Source organism: Mesorhizobium sp. PL10 (assembly GCF_053714315.1).
On record NZ_JBSKBR010000029.1, the window covers coordinates 13,900 to 39,028 of the forward strand.

Sequence of the window (25,129 nt, forward strand, 5' to 3'; positions counted from 1 at the left end):
ATGCCTCTGGACCATAGCCAAGGAGATCGGAAGGGCGCTTGCAGGGCGCGGTCTTCTCCTTCACCGTCCCGCAGCCGGAAAGGGCAATCGCCGATGCGAGAAGAAGAAAACGCGCCGTTCGGCGTCGATTACTCGTCACCGTAGGTCAGCGCCTTCTTGCTGTTGGAAATGTCGACGAGACGCCGCTGGTTCTCTGCCTGGAGGGAAGTGACGGCGCCATTCATCGTACCGATGAGCTCGTTGAGCGTCAGCCCCGTCTGCACCTGCAGCTGCGAGTTCTGGTCAATCGAGCCCTTGATATCCTGCGATTGGCCGATCTGTCCCGCTGCCTGTTCGAGACTGGTCTTGCGCGTCTGGACACCCTGCTGAGAGCCATTGATGAGAGCGGCTACGCCGAGCACCGTGTTGACCAGCTGTTCGTATGATTTGTCGCCGGAGAACGCACTGTTCTCCTGTCCAGAGAGAGACTTCACCAGTTGCAAGCCATTGATGAAGGTGCTGGCGACACGCGCGACATCACTGTTCATGCCGCCAAAATTGGGGACCCCGGCCTGCAGGATGCTGTCGAAGGAGGGCACGGAGGTGACGCTGAAACCCTGGCCGATCGCGAGGTCCTTGAGCGAGCCGGCATCGCTGCCGCGATCTCCGGTAACCGCTTTCAGCGTCTTGTCGACGGTGGTCAAAATGTCGTTGTTGGTATCAAGGATGTTGTCCGTCGTCTTCGCCGTCTGCTTGGCAATGGCGTAGTTGGTTTTGTCGATGACGGGGATGTCGGCCAGGGCCGGCGTGGCGGCGAGGGCCGCAATCGATGCTATGAGCAGACGGTTCACGACAATTCTCTCCTCTAGTCGGTTTGAAGCATGATCTGGATTTTCGATGTGTCCTCGCGTTTGTGGACACAGGCCTTCTCGATCGGATCCCAGGTCAGATCCTGGCGCGGATCGCACATGCCCGTCGTTTCGCGCGGCTGTCCCTCCTGGCGCGGATAATCATCCGACCGTGACGAGCCGGAGAGCCCGGAGGCGGTAACCGCATTGCGGCTGTTGAGAAGGTCCGCCATCGTGACGCCAAGCCTGATCATGTTGTTGATCATCTCGAGATTGGCGTTGCGGGCGCCCGAGTTCTGATCCCAGCTATCGAGCACCGTTCCCGTCGGCAGATTTCCGAGCTGCTCGAACCATGATGCAACGTTGCCCAGGCTGTCGGTGGTGGCCTGGCTTGTCGCCATGGCGTCGAGGGTCGAGTCGCGAAGCCCGCTATAGGCTGTGCTGCCGCCGCCGTAGTTAAGCGGGATGCCGCTCAGATCCGAGCCACCAAAGGCCGGCAGCCATTTTTTGGTGATGTTGGCGACATAGCCTTGCGTTTCCTTGAACGGGGGAATGCCACCGTATTTTTGGACGTTGAGCGGTCCGGAATTGTAGGCGGCGAGCGCCAGGTTCAGATTGCCGTCAAAACGCTTTAGCTGCTGTTTGAAGTAGCGGGCGCCGCCGCGCAAATTGTCCTCGATGCTGTAGGGATTGACGCCGAGCCCGCTCGCGGTACCGGGCATCAGTTGGGAGAGCCCGATCGCACCGGCGCTGGATTTGGCACAGGGGTTGAACCGGCTTTCCTGGTAGACCAGCGCCAGGAACTGGCTTTCGTCGACGCCCTCTTCGCGAGCGACGCGCCGAACCAGACCGGTGATCTCGGGATTCGCATTCGCCGCCGCCACGGGATCGTCCTTCCGGCCCGGGCGATACATGGCGCAAGTCACGCTGGCGCTCACCGCGCCGCGTTTCTTGTCGACATCCGCAATGCCGGACGTCGTCTCGTCGCGGTGTTCGCGCTCGTTCTTGACGGTTTGATCCCTGACCGGGATGTCGGCAAGGGCCGAGCCGCCAGTCGTGACGAATGCAGCCAGCGCCGTGATAACCTTGCGTCTCATGCGGCCGCGTCCCAGCCGCAGAAGTGCGGCAGCCACGCCGCGGGCTCATCCCCGAACCGGGCCCGCAGCATCTCGCATTCCTCGACCGTCTCCTTGCGGCCTGACAGAACCTTCACCATGTCCGGCATTGCCGAGAGATCAAGGCGGGCAATGACGGAGTCATTGCCGTGCTTGATCAGAAAGGCCCGCTTTTCGGGCGGTGTGTTGCGGATAAAACTGAACTCTTTCAGCGTCAGGCCGAAGCGCCGGATGTAACTCTCCTCATCGGCGCGTGGATTGGGGAAATGAATGTTGGTGGCCGACTGCTCGATGAGGGTATGCGACGCGCGGGCGCGGGCGATGTCGGCGGCAGACTGGGTGCCGAATCCGACGATCCCGTTGAGCTTGCGGATCGTCTTCATCTTGTCGACGATGTAGCTGGAGAAGGTGTCATCGGAGAGGAGCTTCCAGCCCTCATCCATGAAGAAGAGCACCGGGTCGCCCGTCAGCAACTCGTCCAGCCTGTGAAACAGGTACATCAGCGCCGGCGTTCGCAGCTCCTCGTTGTCGAGGATGCTGGTCATGTCGAAACCGAACACGCGGCGGCCGGAAAAGGAGAGGACGTCGTGCGGGGCGTTGAACAGCCACGCCTTCTCGCCCTCGATCCAGGGTCGGAGGCGGGCATGCAGATCGTTGGCGTCGGCCCGGAACCGGCCGATCAGCAGACCGGAGAGGTTGGCGAGCGTGCGTTGCGCGGCCGGCTCCTGCATCAGGCGGCCGAGCGCGCGTTCGAGCGTGTCTTCCTCCTCCTGGTTGACGTCGATACCGCCGGCGGGCCGGAGCATCACCCTGAGCAGGCGGATGAGGAAGTCGCGATTGGCGCCGGTGTTTTCCAGTTGCAGCGGATTGAAGCCGGTCGGCGTACCCGGCGATAGCACCTCGTAATCGCCGCCAATGGCGCGAACAAAGATCTCCGCGCCGCGGTCCTTGTCGAAGAACACGGCACGCGGCCTCGGCGAGATGCGGAATGCCTGGGCAAGCAGGAAGGTAAGCGCCACGGTCTTGCCGGAGCCGGTCGGACCGGTGACGAGAAAATGGCCGATATCGCGCTGGTGGAAGTTGAACCAGTAAGGCGTCTGCGAACTGGTCTCGAGGATGGTGACCGGGCGTCCCCAATGGAGGCCTTCGGTCTGGCCTGACGCGAAATTATGCATCGATGACAGGCCCGCGAAGTTGGCGCTCGACAACATGGACTTGCGCGCGATGTAAGCGTGATTGCCCGGCAGTTGCGCCCAAAAGGCCGCCTCGAGGTTGATGTCCTCGCGCAGCCAGTTGATGTTCATGTCGGTCAGGCTGGCGCCCAGCTCAGATACAGCCTTGTTGACGCCGTCGAGATCCCGCGACAGGCAAAGCAGCGTCAGATGGTGGAAGCCAAATACGGCCTCCTGGTTCATCAGGCTGTTAAACGCATGATCGATGTCGGTCTCGACCGAGCTGCCGGCCTCATCCGATGCGCGGATCTGCCTTTGCAGCCGGGAAATCCGCTCCTGCGCAATCGGCTTGTCGGCAATCGTGAAGGACTGGGTGAGGATAAACTCATGGTTGACCTGCAGGAGCCCGTCCAGCATGCCGGGGCCCGTGAACGGGGGGTATTCCTTGATCGACAGCATGGCGCCGTAGCGGTTGTCCTCTTCGACGGCGCCCTGCGCCTGCATGGTGCGCTTGCCGAAATGCAGCCGCGAGGCTCCGACATAGTTGCGCAGGCCCATGCGCGGCAGGCGCATGCGACGCGGCACGCCGCAACTCAGGACCGCGTTGAAGAACTCGGAAGGTTCGGAATAGGGCTCGCCGTTTCGATAGGCGATGCCGAGCGCACGTGCTCCATATTTCTGGAGCTCGCGGACCATATTTTCCGTCAGGTCTTCCAGTTCGCCAACGGTCTCGCGCTGCCGTTGATCCTGAACATGGCGGCCGAAACCGCGGTTCAAAATGCCAACCACCGATTCGCTGGCGCCGAGAGCCCCGCGCATCGTTGAGCGAACGACGGTGAGATAGAGCTCGTTGGTGAACATGCGCTTTTGGCGCAGCTCTCCCATGTAGCGCTCGTTCAAGAGCTCGCAAAAGCGATCCTCGAAGCTGCCGTCGAGTTCTGTCTCGACCTGCCGTCGAATGATGGTCGACCAGAGCGAGAACCGGCTCGATCCCAGCGCCCTGATCATGGTGTTCTGCACGACCGAGCGCATGTTGAGCTCCGCCTGGTCCTCCGTCTGGAAGAACAGTCCGTCGAGCTTGATCACGGAAAGCAGCGCGCCGCTCTCAAGTCGGATCACCGAGTCCGAAGCGTGGCGCAGATACGGGATATGCGTCGCTATCGGCCGCTCCCGATGCGCAACATTGCCGAAGCCCAATTCCTCCCTGATGACCTTGAGCATGTTAGGTGCCCTCTCATGATCCGTAAGAATTCGCGCCCCAGAACGCCTTGTTCGGCGTTCGTGGTGTCTTGCGGCTGACGACCTGCAGCACGTCGAGGATGCGGCCATCCCAGGCGCACAGCGAAAACAGGATGAGGTAGCTGACCGGCCCCACCAGCAGTGACCAGAAGGTGTACGAAACCAGCCAGGCGATGATGCTGAGGCCGATGATGATCACGATTGCCATGTAAGGGACGCCCCAGAGCGTCGGCGATCGCGTCAGGCCAATCACCAGCGGCGTCAAAGCAGGCTTCTCGTCGGCAAAATCCGACATGGCTAGTTCGAACCCACGGCCGAGATCAGTTGGTCGACGATTGCCGGAGCACCGAAGACGAGACCGATGCCGATGACGACTGCGCCCGCCGTGAACCACGAAAGGCGTCCCGCGAAAGCCAGGAAGCCCAGACCAATCACGGCGATGATCGCGAGTAACCGTCCGAAAGGCCCGGTGATAAAATCCACGATCATCTGGACCGCAGTTTGCAGGGGCGCGAATGCGCCGCTGCCGCCACCCGATTGGGCAAGGGCATGTCCGGCGCCAGCGAATTGAGCAGCGGCAAGGATAGCAACCCCTGCCCCCATCAGCATGATCGTTCGGGTCTCGATCCGAAGGTTTGGAAAACGCATTTGCCTCTCCTGTGCTAGAACTGCATGACGCCGCCGACGAACTCGCCGGGCTTTTTTTCGGTGATGACGCCGGCCTCCGCGCCAGCAGCACTCATTTGCTTGTTCGCTTGTCTTGCGCGCGGATCGGGAGGCTTCAGGCCGAGCGTGAAGTTGACGACGCGGGCGACGAAACTGACGGTCTCGGGGTATGGCGGAATTCCACCGTACCGATAGACGGGCTCAGCCCCGGCGTTGTAGGCAGCGGCTGCAAGAAGCGGGTTCTTGAACTCATCCAGCAGCGCCCGCAAATGTCGAACACCGCCGTCGATATTGTCGGCGGCGTCGCAGATGTCCTCCACGCCAAGCTCGAGCGCGGTCGCCGGCATCAACTGCATTGGCCCGCGCGCACCCTTCGAGGAGTTCCGCGAGCGATCGAAGCCGCTTTCCGACCAGGCAATTGCCGCCGCGAAAACCGCATCCACGCCGTGCTTCGCCGCCGCGTCATCGACGAAGGCTCTGATTTTTTCGGGGGCGATCGCGGAAGGACCACAGTCGTTGTCCGCGAGCGCCAGTGTCTCTTGGCCAGCGCCACCAATACGGGTGTCTTCTATGCTGCCCTTGGACCAATTTTGTAACTCTTCCTGTTTGGCTAACCGCGAATCACCTTGCATGGTTGGATTGGGGTCAACACTCGGTCGATTCGGCGCCCGAACGACCCCATCGGAACCCAGAATGAAAGCGTCGCTCGCTGTTGGCCATCGAGTGGCAAATACGTCCGAGAAGCCGTCGAGGGCTGCTTTAGAGCGACTCTCGGTAATGGTCTGTGGTCGTAGAGCATTGTTATTTCTTGATGTTTGTTCCGCTATCGCGCTGCGGGAAAACATGGCGGCGGACACCACGATCGCGAGCACAGTTGCCTGGAAGAGCCGTGAACGACCTGAAGATGATGGGCGCCCGTGGCTCAGGAAAACGATCTTGCGTCTGTGGAGCGACATATCCATAATGGCATAGCGATAACCTCTTTTCTGCAGTGCGAAAAGCCCCTACTATTCAAAAATAGGCATCAGCAGGAATATCATTTTGGCTAAGTGCAGACTCATTGCCGCCGCCTCCCTCGCGCTGCTGAGCACGGCGCTGGCATTCGGCGAAGCACGGGCCGTCGATGATGTCGACAAGGCTTATATCCGCTCGCTCGCCGGGCCCGGGAAAACAGTTTTGGTGATCGAGTACTCCGACGGCGCCGGTAAGGTCGTGGAGCGCAAAGGGTTCGCTTCCCAGTCGGGTTATAAGGCGGTCTCGCCCACGGACATCAAGGTGAACGACAAGGTGATGCTTCACCTTTATGGCCTGGAGCCCTGCCAGGGCGACATGGTCAACCGGGCCGAGAGCTATTCCGGCTCCTGCTCGACCTATGCCGAGCAGCAGCTACAGATCATGCTTAAGTCGCCAAAGGTCATATTCTGCCGGGCGTTTGTCAGCGAACAGAACGCGGCCGCCCAGGACGCCACCTGCTACGGCTACTACAATTATCCGGGTTCGCTCGACACGATCGACATGTTCGAGGAGCAACTCGTGTCGCTCGGCGCGCTGCGCCTTTCAAAGAAGCCCGACGGCACGCTTATGCGGCCGGACCTGGCCGGGGCTGAGAAGATCGGCCGCGGCGGCTACGGCATGTGGGCCGATCCGAGGATCAAAAAGCAATGAAGAGATCGGCATTCGCTCTCGTTGCCGGACTGTTTGCTACGGCAGGTCATGCAGCGCCACAGGGGTATTTTGATCTTGCCCAAGGTGTTGCGCTCGAGACCGGGGACACCTGGGTCGCCGATGGCAGGACCTACCGGCTCTATGGTGTACAGTCCTGCCTTCGCGGCACGTCCTATACCGATAAGGCCGGTGCGTCGCGCGATTGTGGCGAAGCCTCTCTCGCGGTGCTCGCAGCATTCATCCGGGACACCACCCCGGTTTGTGCTCCCGTGGCGCAACACGAGCAGCTGACCTACGTCGCCTGCTACGGATCGGTCGCCGGCAACCGCATGGATCTGGCCGTTCTGTTAATCGCCAGCGGCTTCGCCTTTGCGGCGCTGGACACGTCGGGTATGCCAATCCACCCGGAGTATGCCGTGATTGAGCAGGATGCCCGCGCGCGCCGCGCCGGGCTTTGGCAGTTCGACGACGTGCAACATCCGGCCATTCTCCTGTCGAAAAACGCGACTGCACGCAAGAACACGGGGGTCGACCGTTGATGTCACGCAGCGTGGCGATTGCTTTGTGCACGCTCCCCTTCCTGCAAGTCGCCGCATTGCCGGCTGACCTCGAAGCCGCCAGCAAGCCCGTGCCGCAACGAGCTAACAACTACGCCACGGCAATAAAGCTTCCGACCTATCGGGGCCAGGCCGCTGTCATCGATGGGAGGACACTTTGGTTCCCGGACAGGGCCGCAAAAATCAGGCTTGCCGGCATTGACACGTGCGAGTTGCCACAATGGGCGTTCGACCCGATCTGGCGCAAGAAGGAGCGTGTCAAAGTCCCTGCCCCGGTTCCGTGTGGGCCGCTTGCCAAAGCCTGGCTGAAACGAACGGCCGGCGCCAAAAGCATTCGGTGCAAGGTCTTGGCCTACGATGCCGACAGCACCCCCCAAGCGAGATGCATTGCGAGCGGAAAGGATATTGCGCTGGAGATGATCCGCGTCGGGTGGGCTCGTGTGGTATCCGGCTCCGCCGTCGACCCGGCCTATCTGTCATCGCAGCGCCACGCCATGGCGGCGCGCTACGGCATGTGGTCGACTTACGTTCTGGACATGACCGAATGGCGCGACAAGGCGCTCGACAAGACGCTGTCGCGCAGACCGATCGCGGATTTCAATCTGCTTTCTGAACGCGACAGCGAAATCTCGCCGCCCTTTGCCGACGCGAGGCATAAGCCGAGGCGAACCGACCGATAGCTGGAAACCTATGGAGCTAGGATGCGTGCTTTGTTGTGTCTCGCTTTGCTGACCCTTGCAACCGCAGTGCCGTTTCGTGAAGCCGCGGCAAGTGAATGGGGCTGCGAGGTACTTCTATGTGTCTCTTCGTCTGACCCCTCGTGGCACAACGTGGCGGCGTGTCATCCCCCGATGGAGCGGCTGATCGAAGCAATGAGCCATCCGGGGTTCTCCTGGCCCACCTGTCCCGAAGCTGGAACTGGCAGGCCCGGCGTCGAACGATACGCGGATTGTCCTCGAGGTTGGGCGCCAGCGAGCGATCCAAACGCCGATCATGGCGGCGGGGAATTTTCCTACTGCATCCGAAAAAACGACACCTGCCGGGACAATCGGCGGTACACTCAGAGTCGCGAGCGCGGCACCTGTGTATCGACCGAGTACGTGTCTCGCCCGCTGCGCGGTGATCCTTATTATTTCGACATCAGAGACGATAATGCCGGAATGGTGATCAGACACTGGTTCAATCTGCGAAGGTGAGCGTCTTCGGGCGGCGGCGGCGCCATTGAGATTGCGATAGCGATTGGCCGGGCCCCAGCGCCCGGCGAATTGCTCGATATTCCATTGTGCCTACAGATGCCACATTCGACCATGCGTGCGATCAGCGCAGCGGCGCCAGTGGCGGGCAGTCTCATCCATGTGGGGAACGGTGGTCAGGTTGGCACCATCGCCCCCTGCCCGACGATGCAATATCGGCAGACGCTTTCCTCGACGCTGGCCCGCTGCTCATACCCATCCGCAAGACTTCCCCGGAGGAAATCGGTTCGGCCCATGGCGCAGTTACAACCGGTTCCCCGCAGCAAACCGGCAAAAGCTATCCCCGCAACTCCTCGACAATTTCGAGAAGCTTACTTGTAGCACTTGGCGGCAAGCTCAGCACGCGAAGGACCAATGTCATCTTGGCAAGAGCCTGGTCGTCGGTGCAATCGAGAGAATCCGGCGCGGCGTCCCGCAGTATGGCAATTGTATCGGCCAGCCCGTTCTGCTCGAGGAGTGCTTTCAGGTCATCTTTGGCCATGTCATTCCCCTCGGAGTGCTGAGCGCTGGTCCACATCGCTTGCCCTGACGACATTCATCGGATCTTCCGTCTCTGAACCATTCAGCAGACGCTCAAGCACCGTCGCTTTTCCCGACAACGATAACCTCGTGTGCGCCGAACCTGTCGTTTCCGAGCGCCACCAATTGGACCGCCTTGCCGTGTTCGATCTTTTGCCAATGGCCGGTGCGCGGCCGGGCAATGTCGTAGTCATCGCAGGCCTGCGCGATATGCTGATCGCGAACTCCGAGATCCCGGGCGATCTGCGTCATAGGCTTGGACCAGACCAGATTATGGAGCTGAGCCCGGTTTAGCCTGAGCATTGGCTTTCCCGCATGTTTCGATTTGATTGCTGGGCTTCGGCGGAGCCCGATGGACTGCTCCGAGTTTAGGAAGTGAGCACTTCCCACCAACCAAGGGCGACTGTCCAGGCTTGATACAGTGCATGGTCGAGCGCGACGAGAACGAATATCGACATGAGCAGGAAACCAATTAGGAGTGCGAGTGGATCGTCGCGGCACGGCTGCCTTTTTGGCTCATCCTGAGGATAGATGTACCAGGGCGTCTTGTTGTTCATCATCACTTCCTAACGCTCGAAATCGTCGCGATCGCGGTCGCGATCTTTCCGCTCCTGCTCTTCACGGTCCAGTTCATCCAGTCGCGGTATTTGCTGCTGTGGCGGATCGGTGCGATTGGGCTCGCTCGGCTTCGGCGCCGTGTCCGGGGCGCGCTCATAGCCTCGTCCGCGCTTTTGTGCAGGACTGGGTGGCGCACCACCAATGTCGTGATCGATCTCGGCGTCTCGAGGGCCCGCGTCACGTTCGATAGCGCTATCATGCGACAAGCGCCGCTCGTCCTCGCCGGCGTTGGCGGTGGTCGAAGCGGCCTTCCAAGTTTGCGCACCCTCCAACGCTTCCATGGTATGGCGGAGGTCTTCGTTGTTTTCGGCAACTTCGCGCAAGAACCTGTTGCCCGCCAATGCCAGCTTCGCTGCGGCTTGAAGCGCAGCGGCATATTCGCGTTCCGCCGAGGCCGTACTTTGTCCCCCAATGTCGGCGCGCTCGACCTCTGTACGGCTGGCGTTGATCTTGTCCACTGATTCTTGAGCGTCCCTTTCGGCACGGTCACGAGCAGGTTGGCCGCCAATGCCCAGATCGTCCTGGTCGCGTGCTGTGAGCACATCCGCACGGCCTGGGCCGGAGACATCTGCCCGCTCGCCTTCAACTGCCCTGCGCTCTTCATTGAGCTCAACGAGTTCGCGACGGACATTGACGTGCTCACGGGCTGCACTGGCGATCTCGTCAAAATTGGCGCGCTCCTCGGCCGCCACCAATCGCTCGAATCTGAACAGCGTGGTTTCCACCCGCTTTTCATAAGCTTCGAACTCAGGACGGGACATCTCGCGCAACTTATAGGCCTCCGAAACGATCGCCCGCAACCATATCATATTGGCTCTGTACTTCGAGCCAAATTTTTCAAACCCCGTCGACTTTTCAGTCTTGGCTCGTTCTTGCATTTGCGCTGTTTCTATTCGGTTTTCCTGCTGGCTAGCGTAGGATTTTATTTCCGCGTCACCGCTGGCAAGCGCAAGTTCGTTCCAGATTCTCCGTGCCGTATTGGTATACTCGACGCTGCGGCGGGCGTTCGCAACCGCTGCTGCCTCCGAACGCTTGGCCTGATAGCGGATGTGAGCGGCTTCGCTCGTTCCGACATGCTCGGTCCGGCCCTCCCGGCTGATCGGCCGGACCTGGTTACGCCCATAGGCTGGTGACTTCGCCAGTTCCCGCCGGTCCGTCATCTCCATCTGGATACCGTGCTCACGGGCCTTCTCGGCCATCAGCTGCCGCCATTCACGGAATATTCTCGGGCTGGTCTCGATCCGCTCGCCGAATTCCGACTTCATGGTGATGATGGCGTGGACATGGACATGCGGACGCTTTCCACCGTCCGCCTCCTCCTTGGGGTCCTCTGCCGGATCATGCAGGGCAAAGACGTAGCGATGACCGGTAAACTGCTCGGCCAGGAAATCGCGCGCTGCATCCTTGAATGCCGCAACCTCGGTGCCGGCGCGCGCCGACATGATCAGATGCATGACGTCGCGGCTTTTGCGGCTGTGCAGTTCATGTCGCCAATCCTTCTGGACGAGATCGCCGGCCGCGCTGTCGTTTTCGATCGTCACCCCGCGTTCGTCGTGGACGTCGCCATGAACCGTCTCGACCAGGCGTCTGAGCCTGGCCGTGCCATAGTCAACGCCATTCCCGTATCCGCTAAATGAGAAGACCGCCGATGGATCCTCGGCCGACGATCTCGTGTCATATCGTTCTTGAACGATGCTGGCTGCCTTGGCGTCTCCGGTAAGCCGCTCACCGTCGTCGCCGCGCAGAACAACCACGCCTCTGAGAGACAACGAGGCATCGCCTGGGCGCTCAATCCCATAAGCAAACCGCCGTTCGCCCAGGCCGCGCGACAGCGTCGCTCTGACGAACCCCTGCAACTCATCGCCCGAAACGTCGGGAACGCCCGTGATCTCGACGGAAAAGGCGCCGATGTCGCGGCTCTCTTCGCGGTTCTGAAGCAGGTGCTCCCACTCGCCGCGCAGTGACGACAGCCTTTCCCTGCTACCAATTCGCTCGCCGCGATCGTCCTCGACCTCGACCTCGCCGGCGCGCGAAACATAATCGAGCATCGCCCCGAGCCGCACACCACCGCCATAGGATGCCATCTTGACGACGGCCGGCTGGCTGCCCTTGGCGATCGCCGCGAACCGTACACGCATCGGCCGCCCACTCTCCTCGCCGCCACCCCTCGCTCGCCCCGATCCGATGCCGGGCGCGAACGAACCTCCCCCTCCCGGCCAGCCACCACCGCCGGAAGGCCCGCCCTTGCGTTCTTCTTCGTCCGCGAGGCCGCGTTTGCCGAGCGACATCTCATGCAGCAGGGCTGCTTTCCGCCGCTCCCACTCCTCGCTAAACGCGCCAAAGAAGAACTCCATCGCTACCCCTCCCCGCGCCGCCGGTAACCGGCGCGCTTGGCAAGCGCCTTCAGTTCGGTCAGCACGGCAGCGACGACGATCTGCACTTCGCCGATATTGGCCTGAAGATCAGTCCCCGTTACCGCCCCGCCGCCGTTCATCGCCCGCACCAGCTGGTTAAGGTTCGTGCCGACCGCCCGCATCTCATCGGCAAGAAAACCCATCACCGCACGGTCCTGCTCGGACAGGAGCGGCTGCACGCCGGCGCCGTCCAGCAGCAGCGAGCGCAGAAACGCAGACATTGTCATATCCGCCGCCCTGGCCGCGTTCTCGATTGTTGCGAGCTCGTCCGCGGACAGGCGCATCCGCACCACCTTGTCCTTCTTGGAAGCCCCCCGTCGCACCTCGAAACTGTCGCCGCTCATCCTTGTCGGCCTTCTTTCTAAGTTCCTTCAAGCCGCCGCAGGCGGCGGATCGAGGGCTCGTCCCTCGATCGTGAGAAAAAATGTACCACATTTTTCCGTATCCTGCCATGTACAACCGATGGATGCAAGCGACGCCAACTGTGATACAGCGCGCAAGCCGGAGCCCAGCAACAGCCTGCCCCTCTCATCGCCAATACGATCGCGCCAAACGTGTGAGAATTCCACACGAACTCGGCATGTCGGTGATCGTGTGGACATAGGATGTGGAATAAGTATCATACGGTGTGTCTGCATCGTGTGTTTCCACTTTGTTGGAACGTTGCTGAGAGGTAGGGCAGACCCCTGACGGTCAGCCAAGCCGAGCCGCGGAGGATTAAAAATGGCAAGACGGTTGTCCGTCGTCAGCAGCAAAGGAGGCGCCGGCAAGACCACGGTGGCCATATTGCTCGCGGGTGAATATGCGCTCAGAGGACAGTCGGTGCTGCTGATCGATACCGATAACCGTCAGAACCTGACCGAATGGTGGAAGCTCTCGGCCGACAAGGACAACGTGCCCGCAAATATCGATCTGGCGACGGCGCCAACCAGCAGGGGAATAGAGCAGGCGCTCGCGGCGGCAAGTCACGATGTGATCGTGATGGACACGCCCGGCGTCGACAGTGTCATCGCCAACACCATCATTGCCAACTCTGATGTCGTGATCTCCCCCGTCCAGGCCAATCAAGACGAAATACGATCGGTCGGGCAGGCAGCGGAAACCACGGCCGACATCGCTGAGGAACAGGGACGCAACATCCCGCATGGGGTCGTTGTGACACGCATTGCGCTGACCGCGCGCAGCCTGGAAGCCTACCGCTTCATCCGGCCGTTCGTCGCCGCCTTGCGCGAGGCCGGTTATCCGTCGACCCTTTTGCAAACTGAGCTGACGGAACGGAATTGCTATCGCGAGATCCGCAACGGCTATGGAACGTTGCAGATGCTCGATCTGACCGACCCGGTGAAGAAGGCGCGCCTGGAAGTGGCGACGCTGTTCGCCGAGGTCGAGCATCTGGTTGGACCGGATTGAAAGGGGGAATAATCATGGCCGATCGTCCGAAACTGTCGGTGGGCGATATTCCGATTGCGCCGCGAAAGGAACGGGGTGGGGTTCGCGAGGAACGATCAACCGCACCGGCGCAAGCTAAAAACGTGCCAGTCGCCGAAGGCGCGGGGACCCCGACGCGCAGCCGTTTGCGACGGCCAAGCCCGGAAGCACGCAAGGACGCCGCAAGCAAACGGGCTCTCGATCAGGAACAGGCGCGCACCAGGCTGCGTGATCTCAAGCGTGCGCAGGTTCGGGAATCCATACACTTCGTCAACGTCCCGCTCGACTATGAGACGAAGACCCGGCTGCAAAGGGCAGCCTTGGACAACGACCTGAAAATGACGGTGATCATGAAGGCGGCGATCGACCAATACCTGCGCGATAACGGCTACTAGCACCTATCCTTTTTGGCTGGGTGTTTTCGACAATCCGGCTGTCATCCAACGAGGAGCGTGTTATATAAGCCTCGGCGCAAACGCCGGCTTAGTGCATAAAAAGGGAACAAAATCGTTGCGCTGTTGGAGCGCGCCGAAGTGGGCGGCCGCTGGAACAGATTTAAGTCGCAATGATTGCAATGCGATGACGGGCTTGGAATTTTTTCGCGGCTGCTCGCGGGCTGAAATGGCGCGCCCCATTTCTCGTGCGCGGTCGCGTCAGCAAAGGCGTCTCGCGAGGTATCCTGCTTCAACCATGCGACTATGCCTTTTTGCAACCCAAATCGATAGAATGAGGCTTGCGATCCATGGTCAAGAACAATGTTCCGTATGAGGAGAGGGCCGGTCTGGTCGAGACGACGGATCCCGAAATCGACAAGCCGATCTTTCGCCGTCCCGGGTTCGCGGGAATAGACGAGCTTGGCGAGATGGATGAGCGGATTTCGGCCTTCCTTCTCAAGGCGCGACGGGACGTCGGCATCACAAGGGAGGAGCTCGCGCACTTCCTGGGCTTGTCGACGCAAGTGTTCGGTCGGTACGAGAAAGCGATCTCGAAGCTGCACGTGACACGGCTGGTGCATTTGAGCGAAATCCTTGGCTTCCATCCGATGGAACTGGTCTATGAGGCAGCGCCACATCTGTTCGGCAAGACGGCGGAGCAGGCGGCGGACCAGATCAAGCTCGCCAAGCAGATCTGGTCCCTGCCGCCGAGCACGGTCAGCACCTTGGTCAGATTGGTCGATGAGATGCATGCTATCTCGGCCGGCGGCGAACCGCCGACCGAAAAGGCAACGCCCGTTCAGGCCGAGAAAAGGTCTGAGGCGCCATCAGGTTGTATCGGGCCGCCAGCGATGTAACGGCCGCCCCGATTACAGCCAGGATCCAGCCGAGCCGGGGCCAAGAGAGAGGCTGGTGGCGGTGGCGATATCGATAGCCCTGGCCGGCCGATGCTCGTGCCTGACTACAACGTCTACATCATGTTCGCCTCATGGAAATTGCCGGACGTGGTCACGACACGGAAAAAAGGCCGACGACGGAGCTCCGTCGCCGGCCTTTGAGTCTGCGTTGGTCTAGCCGGGGTCGTCGAGGCGATTTGGAAGCTCGTGAAGAACGCCATCGCGCCGGGGGCGATGGCCAGTTTTTTGGTCCTCGACCAGCCTGGTGGCGATGCCGTGCGGCAGCGGCATGAAGTCGTAGCCGTGCGCTACGGCTGCCTGGTGAAGATCTTCCAGCGCTTCGAATGCCTGGTGGTGCGTGCCGAGAAAGAGCGCGGGTTCGTCGGTCACCTCGTGGGGGAACGCCTGCAGAAAATAAGTCCGAAGCGGCGGGTCGTACCCGATAATCGCGTCCGGGTCCGAGCGGCCTTGTCGGGAGACTGTGCCAGTGACGGTCCCAGTGACTGTGATGGTGTAGCGGCTCATGGGATCCTCCTGTTGCCGGGGGCGAAGCCGGCCCCTTTCAGGGCCGGCCACCGATGGCTCACTGCGGATTGTTCCAGAGGATGACCTTCTTGTTCTCTTCGCCGCCGGGCGCCGGGGCGAGGTTGCCGAAGATCACGCCGATCTCGGGGGCTTCCAGCTTGACCGAGAGGTACTCCTCGCCCGAACGCTGGGAGATGCGGTGCCAGCCGGCGCCGATCTCGAAGCCCGTGCGCTTGTTGACGATCCGGTAGTCGGGGGCGTCCTCGCGCGACTTGTTGGGGTTCGGGATGAGGGTGATCGGGGCGTTGACCCGGAGCGTGGCGAAGACGCCTTCCATCGAGCCGTCGGCCTTGGTGGTGAGGTTTGCGATCGTGGTGGCCATGGTAGTTCTCCTTCGGTTGCATCGGGACCATTCCCGATGGCGCCAAAGGAGAGGGCCGTCCTGCTGCGGTCATCTCGGCGAAAATTCTGGAAAATTCTATTTGCTAAAAAAACGCGGGCAGGCCCTTCGCCTGACCGCAACCAAAAACAGAAATCGAATTTTCCTGAATTTTCGCCGAGTGTACCCCCAACGGGGGTTGACCGCACAAAGCAGGCGGTCGTCTACAAAGGCGACATGAAACGGGGATGGCCCCGGATGCGACCGAAGGACAAGAACCCAGGCCGCCATCGCTTGACCGCCGACGCAACGCTGCCGGATCGCCGGGATACTTGCCGCGCACCCCCGGGTCATGTCGCCTGCGTCGTCAACACTTCAAACAGCAGCATGGCGCGTGAATCGCCTTGGGTTTCGCGATGGCGGTACAGCGGTTTTGAGATCGGAGCCGACTGGCAGCGAACTTCACGCCCCTCGGTAGCAATCCCTCGAAGCCACGATGGATGACCGCGCAAGCCAGGATGTTCGGCACGCTCGCACCCGCTTCAGATGCGAGACGGGCAAGATAATCATCGTGCACAACGCCCCGCGGCTCTGCGCGTGGGCCGGTTCGGAAGGGGCCGGCTTCGGCCGTTCAGCGAAGGGAAGTTGGGGGCGCGGGGCCGGATCAAGCATATCGGATGGGATCCGCCGGGCTGTCGGCGGGTCTGCGCCTACATCATCCTGGCAGCGCCAGACGCTCGTCCGGCGTCATGCGGGCCTCGGCTTGCCGGCGAATGTCCGGACCGGCATGGCGGAGCATGGCGCACCAATCTTCCACAGTGTACGTGGTCGCCATGCTGCCCCTGGCCAGATCGTAAATGACGCACGGCTTGTTCGCTATGGCCAGCCGAAGCACGTTGACGGCCGTGCCGGGCGATGCGCCGTCCCAGACCATCATGCCAAAGTCGGCGCGCCGCACCATCTCCCGGTCTTTGGTGGCGTGGACCCAGCACCCTCTGGCATCCTCAGGAGAAGGAACATGGTAGGTGGCCCAGTCGCCCAGATTGTTGCGGGGTTCCTTGCCCGCATGGAAGACCCCGACATGCTCGTAATTGTAGCCGGCGAGCAGGCCCTGCGCCTCGGTATCGGCTCCAGACGCGTCGCCAATCAGCACGCCGTGCTCGGCAGCAACGATCGCGCCGATGCGAGTGATGGCAGGTTCCGGCAGCTCGAATATCTCGCGTGATCCACCTATGAATATCATCGACATCGTGACTTTCCCTTCTCTCCAGCGTCCCCGCCCCGCGCCGGCCGCCCTCTCCCTCTGGCCCTGCGCGAGGGATCGTCACCCGAAGGCCGAGACGGCGAAGCCGGCGCGGGGAGCGGCGGGGCGCCGCGACTAGAGCCCGGCCGGCCGCAGGCCGGCGCGCCCGGACCCTGCCGCTGTCGAAGGCGCTACGCGCTGGAGCTAGTGGCCTTTGTCGGCCAGCCAGAGGCTCACGTCCTGGATCGAGCGCATGAGCACCGACGGATTGTCCCGCGCGGGGATGAAGCCCCAGCTCTGCCCGTACTGCTCGGCCTCGGCGTCGATCGCCCGCACCACCACCGCGCGGCCGCCGACGATGTCGGCGCCGGCGACGCAGCGACGCAGCGCGTCCTTGACCAGGCCGCTGCCGATGCCTTGTCCGGCATATCGGCGGTCGACGGCGAGTTGTCCAATCAGCAGGCAGGGGATTGGATCGGGGGGCCGTCCGGTGCGGATGGCGCGCGGCGCGCTGTTTGGCTGGATCACGCCCGGCGCGAGGCCGTAATAGCCGACGACTGTCCCCTCGTCGTGAACGATCAGGACGCGGGTGAACCCGCGGGCCTGGTTCGTTCGCGCGAAGCCGGCCAGCCAAGCGTTGAGCGCCGGCTTGCCGCAATCGAAGCTGTCGAGGCGGTGCGCGTCGTCAAGGAGTTCGATGCCTGAAAGCGCCACCTAGCGGTCCCAGGGCGGCGACCGACGCAGCCGCTCGGCCGCCTTCGGCGTGGGCGGGGCGGCGGGGGCTGAGATCGCCTGCATGAAGGCGTCATAGGCTTCCGGGGACACGCGGATGATGGTTTCGTTGAGGATGGCCGCCTGCGCCTCGTGGAGTGCTGCGCGTCGCATGAACTCCGTGCGCGAGAGGCCGAGCAGCTCCGCGCCGCGGTCGATGATGGTGAGATCATCATCGCGAAACCGCATCGAGACGGGTGTTTCCTTCCTCGTGGCTGTGATGGCCATGGCGCGCTCCTGTGCTGCGGACGTATATACGTCTATGTAACGCGGAACGCAATACCACATTGCGTGGCCGCAGGTTTCGCCGCGTCGATACGATCCGCGGAGGGTGCGGTGCTTCGCGCGCGGGGTTCGGTGGTGCGGATTGCGAGGAAGACGGCGCTCACGCGCCGCCCTCCTTGAAGCGCCAGACCGGGATCCCGAGGTGGCGGGCCTTATCGGCCAGGTTCTCAGTGATGCCGGAGCCAGGGAAGACGATGATGCCTGCCGGCACGACCGACAGCAGCTGGTCGTTGCGCCGGAACGGCGCCGCCTTGGCGTGGCGGTTCCAGTCCGGCTTGAAGGCGATCTGCGTGACCTTGCGGTTCTCGGCCCAGCAGGCGGCGATGCGCTCGGCGCCGCGTGGGCTGCCGCCGTGCAGCAGCACCATGTCGGGGTGCTTTTCGCGGGCCGTGTCGAGCGCGTCCCAGATCCGATCGTGATCGTTGAAGTCGAGCCCGCCGGCAAAGGCGATCTTGGTGCCGGCGGGCACCAGCACCTCGGTTTCGGCACGCCGCCGCGCGGCGAGGAAATCCCGGGAGTCGATGACCGCCGCTGTCAGCGACTGATGGGAGACTTTGGAGCCGGTGCGCGGACGCCATGCCGATCCCGTATTGGCCTCGTAGAGGTCGGCGACCTCGTCGCGCATGATCTCGAACACGTTGCGGCGCTCGATAAGGGTGATGCCTTCGGCGGTGAGCCGTTCGAGCTCGACGGATTTCACCTCGGAGCCGTCCTGCTCGTGCTGGCTCGTGCGCTGCGCGTCCTCGTTGCGATCGAGGCCGCGGGAAACACGCTCGGCGGCGCGGTGGAAGAGATTGGTGAAGGACCAGAGCAGGTCGTCGAGGTCAGGTTCGAGCCTGGTATCGCCCAGCATGCCGGCGAAAGTCTCGGCGATGCCCGCAAGCCCGGCCCGGATCGCCGTCTCGTCCGGCAGGGGGCGGGGGTCCGGCTCGTCCTGATGTGGACGGTGACCGTACATCTGCAGCTCGAGAATGACGCGGTCGGTCGGCGAGGAGGCGTGGTAGGGCTCGTAGGCGTCGTCGGAAGGAAGCTCGAAGGTCATGGCGCGTCTCCGTGGGTTGTGGCCGCGCCTGTCGCGGCCTGACAGCGCACCACGGCCTCGCTCGGGACGCGGCCGCACCGAAGGCCGTAGCGAAGCGGAGGACGGCGCAGCCGTTGCGGCCGTGGCCTGGGCGTGGCAGGGGTCGCCTCTCAGGCAGGCCGCAGGCGCGACCTCTCGATGGAACCGCCATGCCTGCGGGCCTTCCCATGAACGCCGGCCCTGCCCGCCCGCCGGGTCGCGCCGTTCATCCCGACTGCAGGAAGAGACTGGCATCCTCCGGGACGAGCTGATCGCGCAGCCATGCCGCGAGATGGGCCGGGCCAAGATGGCGCAGATCATCGTTGAAGTCGCCGAGCTGCGGCCGCAACGCCAGCGCGAGGATCCCGGCCTCACCTGCTCGCTGGCTGAGACGCTCGATGCCATGCCGGCCGGCGGCGTCAGCATCGGCCGCGATGTAGAGGCGGCGGCAGCCAAGCGGAAAGATCAGGCCGGCGAGGTGATTGGCGGAGGTGGCGGCGGCTACCGGCAGCGCTGGCATCACGACCTTTAGCGATGCCATCGTCTCGAGGCCCTCGCCAGCAGCCATGACCGGAACAGGCGTACCGGGCTGGAGGCCAAGCCAGATGCCGTTTCCGAGTAAGTGACCGAGCGAGCGGCGCGGATCGGCGATCGGCGCCTTTCCGTTGCCGCGTGCGTCCAGCCAGGTGCGCTGGACACCGGTAATACGCCCGTCGAGGTTGGTGACGGCGGCAATCAGGGCAGGAAGCGTCTGGCTGTCGCCCGTCACGAGATCGCGGTAGTAACAGCCGGGATGGAAGCGCAGCGCACGCTCATGCGTGGAGAGCAGGATGCCGCGACCGGCGAGATATCGTTCGGCAAGTGTGCCGGGAATCGGCTGCGACATGGTGAACAGGCGGCGCGCGGCGTCGGGAGAACCGCGTGCGGCGGCCAGCTGGCGCTCCGCGCCATCGGTTTGAGACTGGGGCTTCGGTCGCGGCATGGCGAGGAAGCGGCGGGCCTCTTCCGCGACCTCGCGGAACTCCGTGAGGCCACAAGTTTCGCCGATGACATCGAGTAGATCGCCGAATTCCGAGGACGCTTCATCCACCCACCTCCCGGCTGGACCCTTGGCATTGGCCTTCAGCCGGACGTGCATGGAGCGGCCACGCGTGTTGCGGACATCGCCGACGATCCAGTAGTTGCCGCTGCGGCGGCCGTTGGAGAGATATTCGCGGCACACCGCCTCGGCATGTTCGCCAAGACGCTGTGCCAGCTCGGATGCCGAGCTGGTCATGATCGCCTCCTCCGCTCAAGCCGCTGCGGCACGATCGGTGATGCCGATGAGCGGGTGACCATCGAGGAGCATGGCGAGGATGGTCCGACCTTCGGCGCGGGTCGGGATGAACAGCCTGAGCTTCCAGGAGATGATCTCCGAAACCAGCCCGAGAGTCTTCAGCCGCGGGACCATCGCTTCGGCAAAGCCGATCAGCTCGACGCGACAATCGTTCATGACGCGGCCACGACGAAGGATCAGGCCATCGGCGAGCTGCAACCCGATCCGTCCCTCGACCAGGCCGCTCCAGGCTTCGTTTGGAGTGAGAGTCGGGACATGATCAAGCCCGAGGTTGCGCAACATGGTCGCGACAAGCGTCGGCGCGATATGGCGTCCGATGATGCGTTCACCCTCATCGGTCTGGATGCGGTAGACCCGGCAGTCGTTGTCCGGCAGGCGCCGCCAGATCGGCAGGAGGAGGCCGGTGACGATGTGGAACGTGCTGGTGCTGAACTCGGGAAGCGCCGACAGTTCCATCTGCCAGCATTCGCAAAACAGTTTTCTGTCCGCGAGCTGCCAATGCGTTTCGGCAAGCGCCTCGATGCCGAAGCGCAGCTCGTCGGTCGGCCGCAACAGCCGTACGCGATGTTCGACGCTGCCGTCGTCGAGCATGAGACTCGCGGTCGGAAGCTGTATCGCCGCGCGGCTCGAACGTGTGTTGACGAGCAGGACCGATTGCGGCTCGCTACGTGCAATGTCGAGCGCATCGACAAGGCCGAGCGGACGCATGCGATCCTTGCGTCCGACGGTCAGCACGTGCGACTGCGCGCCTGAAACCGGGTGCGTGTAGACGGTGCGGCGGTCGGTGACAACGATGCTTTCCGCCGTGACCGTCTCCAGCCCTTTGTCGTAATTGCCGGCAGCGACAGCGCCTTCGATCTTGGCGGCCATCAACTGCTCGAAAACCTCGAACAGCAGGTTCTGCGTCTCGATGCGCAGCGCCAGAAGACGATTGAGCCAGGTCGTGATTGGCGGCAGCTCGTCGCGAAGGCCGCCTTCGTCCGTGGTTAGCGACAGGCCGGTGACGGTTTCGAAGGTGGTGAGCGAGCAGCCCTCGATCTTGCCCTGGTGCAGCAGCATGTAGAATTGCCGCAGGGCTGCGCGGGCGTATGGGCTTTCAAGATTGTCCTCGGCGCGGAACAGTCCGGCCCCGCCGGTCTGGCGCTGGCCGCGCGTGATGGCGCCAAGCGTGTCGAGCCGCCTGGCGATCGTCGATAGGAAGCGCTTACCTGCCTTGACATTGGCGGCCATCGGTCGAAACAGCGGCGGTTGTTTCTGATTTGTGCGGTGGGTGCGCCCGAGGCCCTGGATGGCATTGTCGGCGCGCCAGCCGGCTTCGAGCAGATAGTGCTTGCGCAGCCTCTGGTTTTTCGCGCCGAGATCGGCGTGATACGAGCGGCCGGTCCCGCCGGCGTCGGAGAAAATCAGCAGGCGCTTTTCATCGTCCATGAAGCCCTGGGTCTCGGCAAGGTTGGCCGAGCCCGGACGGTTCTCCACCGCAAGCCGGTCGATGCCGTCGCGACCGGACTTCCTGACAATGCGGCGCGCGCGGCCCGTCACCTCGGCGACGATCTCCGTCCCGAAATGGTGGATGATCTGGTCGAGCGCGCTGCCGACCGGTGGTAACGACGCGAGCTTCTCGATCATCTCGTCGCGCCGACGGACCGCCTCGCGGCATTGAACCGGATTGCCATCTTGGTCGTGGACGGGCCGCGAAGTGACGTTGCCATCGGCATCCGAATATTCTTCGAACAACTGCGTCGGGAAGGAATGCATCAAATACCCGCCGACGTATTCACGGGGTGTGACGTCGATGTTGAGGTCGGACCATTCCTCGGCCGGGATCTCGGCAAGGCGGCGTTCCATCAGCGCCTCGCCTGTCGAGACGATCTGAACAACGGCCGCGTGGCCATCGGCGAGGTCCCGCCCGATCGCGCCGAGCAGGCTCGGCGTCATCATCGAAGTAATCAGATGGCTGAAGAAGCGCTGCTTTGTGCTTTCGAAGGCCGATCTCGCCGCCGCCTTGGCGTTGCGGTTCAGCGTGACCGCCTCGCTGGTGATGTTGGTCGCCTCGAGCGCGGCGCTGAGGTTGTTGTGGATGATGGCGAAGGCATCGGCATAGGCATTGTAGATGCGGATCTGTTCCTCGCTCAGCTCGTGCTCCAGCAGGTCGTATTCGACGCCGTCATAAGATAGCGAGCGCGAGGTGTAGAGCCCAAGCGATTTGAGATCGCGGGCAAGCACTTCCATGGCGGCGACACCGCCATCCTCGATCGCGGCGATGAAATCGGCGCGGTTAGCGAACGGAAAATCGTCGCTCCCCCAGATGCCGAGGCGCTGCGCATAGGCGAGGTTCTCGACAGCGGTCGCACCTGTCGCCGATACATAAACGACCCGGGCGTCGGGCAGTGCGTGCTGTAGACGCAAGCCGGCCTTGCCCTGCTGCGAGGGTGCGACGTCGCCGCGCTCGCTTTTGCCCCCCGCGGCATTGGCCATGGCATGCGCCTCGTCGAAGACGATAACCCCGTCGAAAGGCCTTTTCGACGGCGTCGCAGGTTCGCCGATTCCCGCCGAGTTTTCTTTTGTGCCGGTCGGGTTAACCCTCCCCGCCTGCTGGCCGACCCAATCGATGATCTGGGCGAGCCGGGACTTATTGCCGTTGCGTTCCTGCGAGCGCAGGGTCGCATAGGTGGTGAACAGGATGCCTTCGGCAAGGCGGATCGGCGTGCCCTGCCGAAAGCGGGAGAGCGGCTGCACCAGAAGCTTCTCCTGGCCGAGGGCTGCCCAGTCGCGCTGGGCATCCTCGAGCAGCTTGTCCGATTTGGAAATCCAGATCGCCCGGCGGCGGCCCTGAAGCCAGTTATCCAGGATGATGCCGGCGACCTGGCGGCCCTTGCCGCAACCGGTGCCGTCGCCCAGGAACCATCCACGGCGGAAGCGGACGGCGTTTTGGGCGCCTTCAGGTGCTGCCGAGACGACATCGCAGGTGTCGTCGACAGTCCATGCGCCTGCGAGATGACCGCAGTGTGCTTCGCCGGCATAGATGACGCTTTCGATCTGTGCATCCGACAGCAGCCCCTCATCGATCACAGCATCCGGTAGCAATGGGCGATAGGAGGGCTTGGGCGGTGCAACCGCTGCCATCGCGGCCGATTGCACGAGCGACGTCGGATGCGGCATCGCCCTTGGAATGTGGATCGACTGGAGCGCGTAGGGCTCGTAGATGGTGTCGGTTAGATGGCCTCCAGCTTGCGGCGCCCAGTCGCGCAGCTCGTAGGCAAGCGGCTCGGCCGGCAGGCTGTTTGCCAGGACCGATCGGGCAGGCAAGGCCCGGGCAAGCGGGCGAGCCGGCCGGAAAACCTTCAAAGCGTTCGGCAAGGCATTGGCGGGTGCGGAGCTTGCCGCGGATCGGTCGACCATGCGCCGCGAGGCGCTGCGCAGAACCCCGTTGGCAACAGCACCAATGGAATCGGGGTAGCCGCCCGGGATCCGTGGCGGCAGACCGTAAATCCAGGAAAGAAGCGTCTCTACGTCCGGAGCCTTGCCCGGCGAGGCGACGAAGCGGGTGGGGTCGGCGGCCGGTGACTTGTCGATGACGGTTACCCGGGTTTCGGCAGTCGTGCCATGGCGGGCGTAGACGCGGCCGTCGATCGCCGCCGTGAACACGACAGTGCCTTGCTCCTGCAGGCGCGCGAAAGCCGGTCGCCATTTTGGGTTTTCGGGAGAAAAGTTGGCGCTGGTGATCGCGACTAGCCGCCCGCCTGGCTGAAGGCGTGCAAGAGCGGACGTCAAATGCCGCCATGATGCGTCGGCGACACGGCCATCGACATAGGCGCCGACCGTGAACGGCGGGTTCATCAACACCACGGACGGCTGGACGCCGGCATCGAGATGGTCGTCGATGTGAGCGGCATCATGACGAAAGGTGGCAGCGCGCGGAAACAAGAGGCCGAGCAGACCGGCGCGCGTTGCAGCCAGCTCGTTGAGCGCGAGTGAGGCCTGCGCGATTTCGGCATGCACGACAAGCAGGCCAGTGCCGGCTGAAGGCTCCAGCACGAGATCCGATGGAACGATCGCCGCGGCCCGGGCGGCGACAAAGGCAAGCGGCAGCGGTGTGGAAAGCTGCTGCATCGCCTGGCTTTCTTGTGAGCGCCGCGTATGCGTGGGCACGAGTTGCGCGACCTTCGTCATCATGGCGAGGGCTGCCTCTGGCGAAGTCGAGCGCAAAAGAATTGCCGCTCCGAACTTGCGGATGAACAAGACTTGGGCCACCTCAAGCGCCTCGTAGGCGTCCTTCCAGACCCAGTAGCCCTGCGCGTCCGTCCCGCCGAAGCAAGAAGCCATGGCGGCCCCCAGCACACTGATGCTGATCGGCCGCCCGCCTTCGAGCGAGACCAGGAGAAGATGGCCTGCCCGAAGGATTGCCTCGGCGCGGTTGGCTCGGCGAGGCGTGGGCGTGGCAAGGGTAGCGGGCGCCGTGGCGGCGGCCGGGGCGGTGACTATGTTCATGGGATCGTTCCTTGTCCGTGGAGGGGTTCAGCCTCGCCGGCGCTCTCTCTGCGCCGCCTGGGCCGCATCCCTCCCGGCCCCCACTCTGCCTCCAGCGACAGAACTCCCCGCAGGTTGCCCCTCCAGGAAGTGTCGCAACTCCATGCGGAAGCAGGAATGCTCAGGCGATGAGGGACTTCAGTTGGGAAGATTTATGAGAGCGAGCCGCCTGGCTTCGGGCGGCGCTTGGCGAGCGCATT

At 62.9% G+C, this 25,129-nt stretch carries 25 protein-coding genes; 6 read left to right on the top strand and 19 right to left on the bottom strand.

From position 1 onward, the window contains the following. Positions 1-128 precede the first annotated feature (128 nt). From ACWGTO_RS28700 to ACWGTO_RS28725, 6 genes are read right to left on the bottom strand one after another with little or no spacing between them, the layout of a single operon-like run. Complete coding sequence (locus ACWGTO_RS28700; protein WP_454578155.1) at positions 129-830, bottom strand: type IV secretion system protein; 702 nt, start codon at positions 828-830, stop codon at positions 129-131. A gap of 14 nt (positions 831-844) precedes the next feature. Then, on the bottom strand, positions 845-1,924 hold the full coding sequence (locus ACWGTO_RS28705) for a lytic transglycosylase domain-containing protein (RefSeq protein ID WP_454578156.1): 1,080 nt from the start codon (positions 1,922-1,924) through the stop codon (positions 845-847). Continuing rightward, entirely contained in the window at positions 1,921-4,335 is a 2,415-nt protein-coding gene (locus ACWGTO_RS28710; protein WP_454578157.1) for a VirB4 family type IV secretion/conjugal transfer ATPase, read from the bottom strand. The genes ACWGTO_RS28705 and ACWGTO_RS28710 overlap by 4 nt, the downstream gene beginning before the upstream one ends. Before the next feature lie 13 nt (positions 4,336-4,348). Next, entirely contained in the window at positions 4,349-4,648 is a 300-nt protein-coding gene (locus ACWGTO_RS28715; protein ID WP_454578158.1) for a type IV secretion system protein VirB3, read from the bottom strand. A 2-nt stretch (positions 4,649-4,650) separates the two neighbouring features. Then, positions 4,651-4,962, bottom strand: coding sequence for a TrbC/VirB2 family protein (locus tag ACWGTO_RS28720; protein WP_454578186.1), 312 nt, complete (start codon positions 4,960-4,962; stop codon positions 4,651-4,653). A 53-nt stretch (positions 4,963-5,015) separates the two neighbouring features. Further along, a complete protein-coding gene (locus tag ACWGTO_RS28725) occupies positions 5,016-5,981 on the bottom strand; it encodes a lytic transglycosylase domain-containing protein (protein ID WP_454578159.1) in 966 nt (321 codons plus the stop codon). A gap of 79 nt (positions 5,982-6,060) precedes the next feature. On the opposite strand from ACWGTO_RS28725, the gene ACWGTO_RS28730 reads away from it, so the two are divergent. From ACWGTO_RS28730 to ACWGTO_RS28740, 3 genes are read left to right on the top strand one after another with little or no spacing between them, the layout of a single operon-like run. Next, positions 6,061-6,684: a hypothetical protein gene (locus ACWGTO_RS28730; RefSeq protein ID WP_454578160.1), complete on the top strand. Its 624-nt coding sequence runs from the start codon at positions 6,061-6,063 to the stop codon at positions 6,682-6,684. Beyond that, positions 6,681-7,223, top strand: a complete 543-nt coding sequence (locus ACWGTO_RS28735) for a thermonuclease family protein (protein WP_454578161.1) — start codon at positions 6,681-6,683, stop codon at positions 7,221-7,223. The genes ACWGTO_RS28730 and ACWGTO_RS28735 overlap by 4 nt, the downstream gene beginning before the upstream one ends. Beyond that, complete coding sequence (locus tag ACWGTO_RS28740; RefSeq protein ID WP_454578162.1) at positions 7,223-7,921, top strand: thermonuclease family protein; 699 nt, start codon at positions 7,223-7,225, stop codon at positions 7,919-7,921. The genes ACWGTO_RS28735 and ACWGTO_RS28740 overlap by 1 nt, the downstream gene beginning before the upstream one ends. A gap of 850 nt (positions 7,922-8,771) precedes the next feature. Here ACWGTO_RS28740 and ACWGTO_RS28745 read toward each other — a convergent pair. The 5 genes from ACWGTO_RS28745 to ACWGTO_RS28765 form a co-directional block, all read right to left on the bottom strand. After that, positions 8,772-8,975, bottom strand: a complete 204-nt coding sequence (locus ACWGTO_RS28745; RefSeq protein WP_454578163.1) for a hypothetical protein — start codon at positions 8,973-8,975, stop codon at positions 8,772-8,774. A 92-nt stretch (positions 8,976-9,067) separates the two neighbouring features. Beyond that, positions 9,068-9,265 carry a hypothetical protein gene (locus ACWGTO_RS28750; RefSeq protein ID WP_454578164.1) on the bottom strand — a complete coding sequence of 66 codons (198 nt, stop codon included), beginning with the start codon at positions 9,263-9,265 and terminating at the stop codon, positions 9,068-9,070. Between the two features lie 116 nt (positions 9,266-9,381). Then, positions 9,382-9,570: a hypothetical protein gene (locus tag ACWGTO_RS28755; RefSeq protein ID WP_454578165.1), complete on the bottom strand. Its 189-nt coding sequence runs from the start codon at positions 9,568-9,570 to the stop codon at positions 9,382-9,384. A gap of 9 nt (positions 9,571-9,579) precedes the next feature. Then, positions 9,580-11,985: a relaxase/mobilization nuclease domain-containing protein gene (locus ACWGTO_RS28760; protein WP_454578166.1), complete on the bottom strand. Its 2,406-nt coding sequence runs from the start codon at positions 11,983-11,985 to the stop codon at positions 9,580-9,582. Between the two features lie 2 nt (positions 11,986-11,987). Next, positions 11,988-12,389, bottom strand: coding sequence for a plasmid mobilization protein (locus ACWGTO_RS28765; protein ID WP_454578167.1), 402 nt, complete (start codon positions 12,387-12,389; stop codon positions 11,988-11,990). A 379-nt stretch (positions 12,390-12,768) separates the two neighbouring features. Here ACWGTO_RS28765 and ACWGTO_RS28770 point away from each other — a divergent pair, with 379 nt between their 5' ends. From ACWGTO_RS28770 to ACWGTO_RS28780, 3 genes are all read left to right on the top strand, one after another. Beyond that, positions 12,769-13,455 (top strand): ParA family protein, encoded by a 687-nt coding sequence (locus ACWGTO_RS28770; protein WP_454578168.1) that lies wholly within the window; start codon positions 12,769-12,771, stop codon positions 13,453-13,455. Between the two features lie 14 nt (positions 13,456-13,469). Beyond that, positions 13,470-13,868, top strand: coding sequence for a hypothetical protein (locus tag ACWGTO_RS28775; RefSeq protein ID WP_454578169.1), 399 nt, complete (start codon positions 13,470-13,472; stop codon positions 13,866-13,868). A gap of 347 nt (positions 13,869-14,215) precedes the next feature. Further along, positions 14,216-14,764, top strand: a complete 549-nt coding sequence (locus ACWGTO_RS28780; RefSeq protein ID WP_454578170.1) for a helix-turn-helix domain-containing protein — start codon at positions 14,216-14,218, stop codon at positions 14,762-14,764. A gap of 213 nt (positions 14,765-14,977) precedes the next feature. Here ACWGTO_RS28780 and ACWGTO_RS28785 read toward each other — a convergent pair whose 3' ends face one another. The 8 genes from ACWGTO_RS28785 to ACWGTO_RS28820 form a co-directional block, all read right to left on the bottom strand. Next, positions 14,978-15,328 carry a hypothetical protein gene (locus tag ACWGTO_RS28785; RefSeq protein ID WP_454578171.1) on the bottom strand — a complete coding sequence of 117 codons (351 nt, stop codon included), beginning with the start codon at positions 15,326-15,328 and terminating at the stop codon, positions 14,978-14,980. Positions 15,329-15,386: 58 nt separating this feature from the next. Next, complete coding sequence (locus tag ACWGTO_RS28790; protein ID WP_352778180.1) at positions 15,387-15,710, bottom strand: DUF736 domain-containing protein; 324 nt, start codon at positions 15,708-15,710, stop codon at positions 15,387-15,389. 712 nt (positions 15,711-16,422) lie between these two features. After that, positions 16,423-16,956, bottom strand: a complete 534-nt coding sequence (locus tag ACWGTO_RS28795; protein ID WP_454578172.1) for a hypothetical protein — start codon at positions 16,954-16,956, stop codon at positions 16,423-16,425. 198 nt (positions 16,957-17,154) lie between these two features. Further along, positions 17,155-17,664: a GNAT family N-acetyltransferase gene (locus ACWGTO_RS28800; RefSeq protein ID WP_454578173.1), complete on the bottom strand. Its 510-nt coding sequence runs from the start codon at positions 17,662-17,664 to the stop codon at positions 17,155-17,157. Continuing rightward, positions 17,665-17,949 carry a type II toxin-antitoxin system TacA family antitoxin gene (locus ACWGTO_RS28805; protein WP_454578174.1) on the bottom strand — a complete coding sequence of 95 codons (285 nt, stop codon included), beginning with the start codon at positions 17,947-17,949 and terminating at the stop codon, positions 17,665-17,667. It lies immediately after the preceding gene. A gap of 157 nt (positions 17,950-18,106) precedes the next feature. Then, entirely contained in the window at positions 18,107-19,048 is a 942-nt protein-coding gene (locus ACWGTO_RS28810; protein WP_454578175.1) for a DUF2493 domain-containing protein, read from the bottom strand. Between the two features lie 244 nt (positions 19,049-19,292). Continuing rightward, complete coding sequence (locus tag ACWGTO_RS28815) at positions 19,293-20,342, bottom strand: DUF7146 domain-containing protein (RefSeq protein ID WP_454578176.1); 1,050 nt, start codon at positions 20,340-20,342, stop codon at positions 19,293-19,295. Positions 20,343-20,357: 15 nt separating this feature from the next. Continuing rightward, positions 20,358-24,890, bottom strand: coding sequence for a strawberry notch-like NTP hydrolase domain-containing protein (locus ACWGTO_RS28820; RefSeq protein WP_454578177.1), 4,533 nt, complete (start codon positions 24,888-24,890; stop codon positions 20,358-20,360). Between the last annotated feature and the right edge of the window lie 239 nt (positions 24,891-25,129).

Excerpts from the sequence above, each read along its gene's own strand:
- ACWGTO_RS28705 (WP_454578156.1), bottom strand. The coding sequence starts at position 1,924 with ATGAGACGCAAGGTTATCACGGCGCTGGCTGCATTCGTCACGACTGGC.
- ACWGTO_RS28710 (WP_454578157.1), bottom strand. The coding sequence starts at position 4,335 with ATGCTCAAGGTCATCAGGGAGGAATTGGGCTTCGGCAATGTTGCGCAT.
- ACWGTO_RS28715 (WP_454578158.1), bottom strand. The coding sequence starts at position 4,648 with ATGTCGGATTTTGCCGACGAGAAGCCTGCTTTGACGCCGCTGGTGATT.
- ACWGTO_RS28720 (WP_454578186.1), bottom strand. The coding sequence starts at position 4,962 with ATGCTGATGGGGGCAGGGGTTGCTATCCTTGCCGCTGCTCAATTCGCT.
- ACWGTO_RS28725 (WP_454578159.1), bottom strand. The coding sequence starts at position 5,981 with ATGGATATGTCGCTCCACAGACGCAAGATCGTTTTCCTGAGCCACGGG.
- ACWGTO_RS28735 (WP_454578161.1), top strand. The coding sequence starts at position 6,681 with ATGAAGAGATCGGCATTCGCTCTCGTTGCCGGACTGTTTGCTACGGCA.
- ACWGTO_RS28740 (WP_454578162.1), top strand. The coding sequence starts at position 7,223 with ATGTCACGCAGCGTGGCGATTGCTTTGTGCACGCTCCCCTTCCTGCAA.
- ACWGTO_RS28745 (WP_454578163.1), bottom strand. The coding sequence starts at position 8,975 with ATGGCCAAAGATGACCTGAAAGCACTCCTCGAGCAGAACGGGCTGGCC.
- ACWGTO_RS28750 (WP_454578164.1), bottom strand. The coding sequence starts at position 9,265 with ATGACGCAGATCGCCCGGGATCTCGGAGTTCGCGATCAGCATATCGCG.
- ACWGTO_RS28755 (WP_454578165.1), bottom strand. The coding sequence starts at position 9,570 with ATGAACAACAAGACGCCCTGGTACATCTATCCTCAGGATGAGCCAAAA.
- ACWGTO_RS28760 (WP_454578166.1), bottom strand. The coding sequence starts at position 11,985 with ATGGAGTTCTTCTTTGGCGCGTTTAGCGAGGAGTGGGAGCGGCGGAAA.
- ACWGTO_RS28765 (WP_454578167.1), bottom strand. The coding sequence starts at position 12,389 with ATGAGCGGCGACAGTTTCGAGGTGCGACGGGGGGCTTCCAAGAAGGAC.
- ACWGTO_RS28770 (WP_454578168.1), top strand. The coding sequence starts at position 12,769 with ATGGCAAGACGGTTGTCCGTCGTCAGCAGCAAAGGAGGCGCCGGCAAG.
- ACWGTO_RS28775 (WP_454578169.1), top strand. The coding sequence starts at position 13,470 with ATGGCCGATCGTCCGAAACTGTCGGTGGGCGATATTCCGATTGCGCCG.
- ACWGTO_RS28780 (WP_454578170.1), top strand. The coding sequence starts at position 14,216 with ATGGTCAAGAACAATGTTCCGTATGAGGAGAGGGCCGGTCTGGTCGAG.
- ACWGTO_RS28785 (WP_454578171.1), bottom strand. The coding sequence starts at position 15,328 with ATGAGCCGCTACACCATCACAGTCACTGGGACCGTCACTGGCACAGTC.
- ACWGTO_RS28790 (WP_352778180.1), bottom strand. The coding sequence starts at position 15,710 with ATGGCCACCACGATCGCAAACCTCACCACCAAGGCCGACGGCTCGATG.
- ACWGTO_RS28795 (WP_454578172.1), bottom strand. The coding sequence starts at position 16,956 with ATGTCGATGATATTCATAGGTGGATCACGCGAGATATTCGAGCTGCCG.
- ACWGTO_RS28805 (WP_454578174.1), bottom strand. The coding sequence starts at position 17,949 with ATGGCCATCACAGCCACGAGGAAGGAAACACCCGTCTCGATGCGGTTT.
- ACWGTO_RS28810 (WP_454578175.1), bottom strand. The coding sequence starts at position 19,048 with ATGACCTTCGAGCTTCCTTCCGACGACGCCTACGAGCCCTACCACGCC.
- ACWGTO_RS28815 (WP_454578176.1), bottom strand. The coding sequence starts at position 20,342 with ATGACCAGCTCGGCATCCGAGCTGGCACAGCGTCTTGGCGAACATGCC.
- ACWGTO_RS28820 (WP_454578177.1), bottom strand. The coding sequence starts at position 24,890 with ATGAACATAGTCACCGCCCCGGCCGCCGCCACGGCGCCCGCTACCCTT.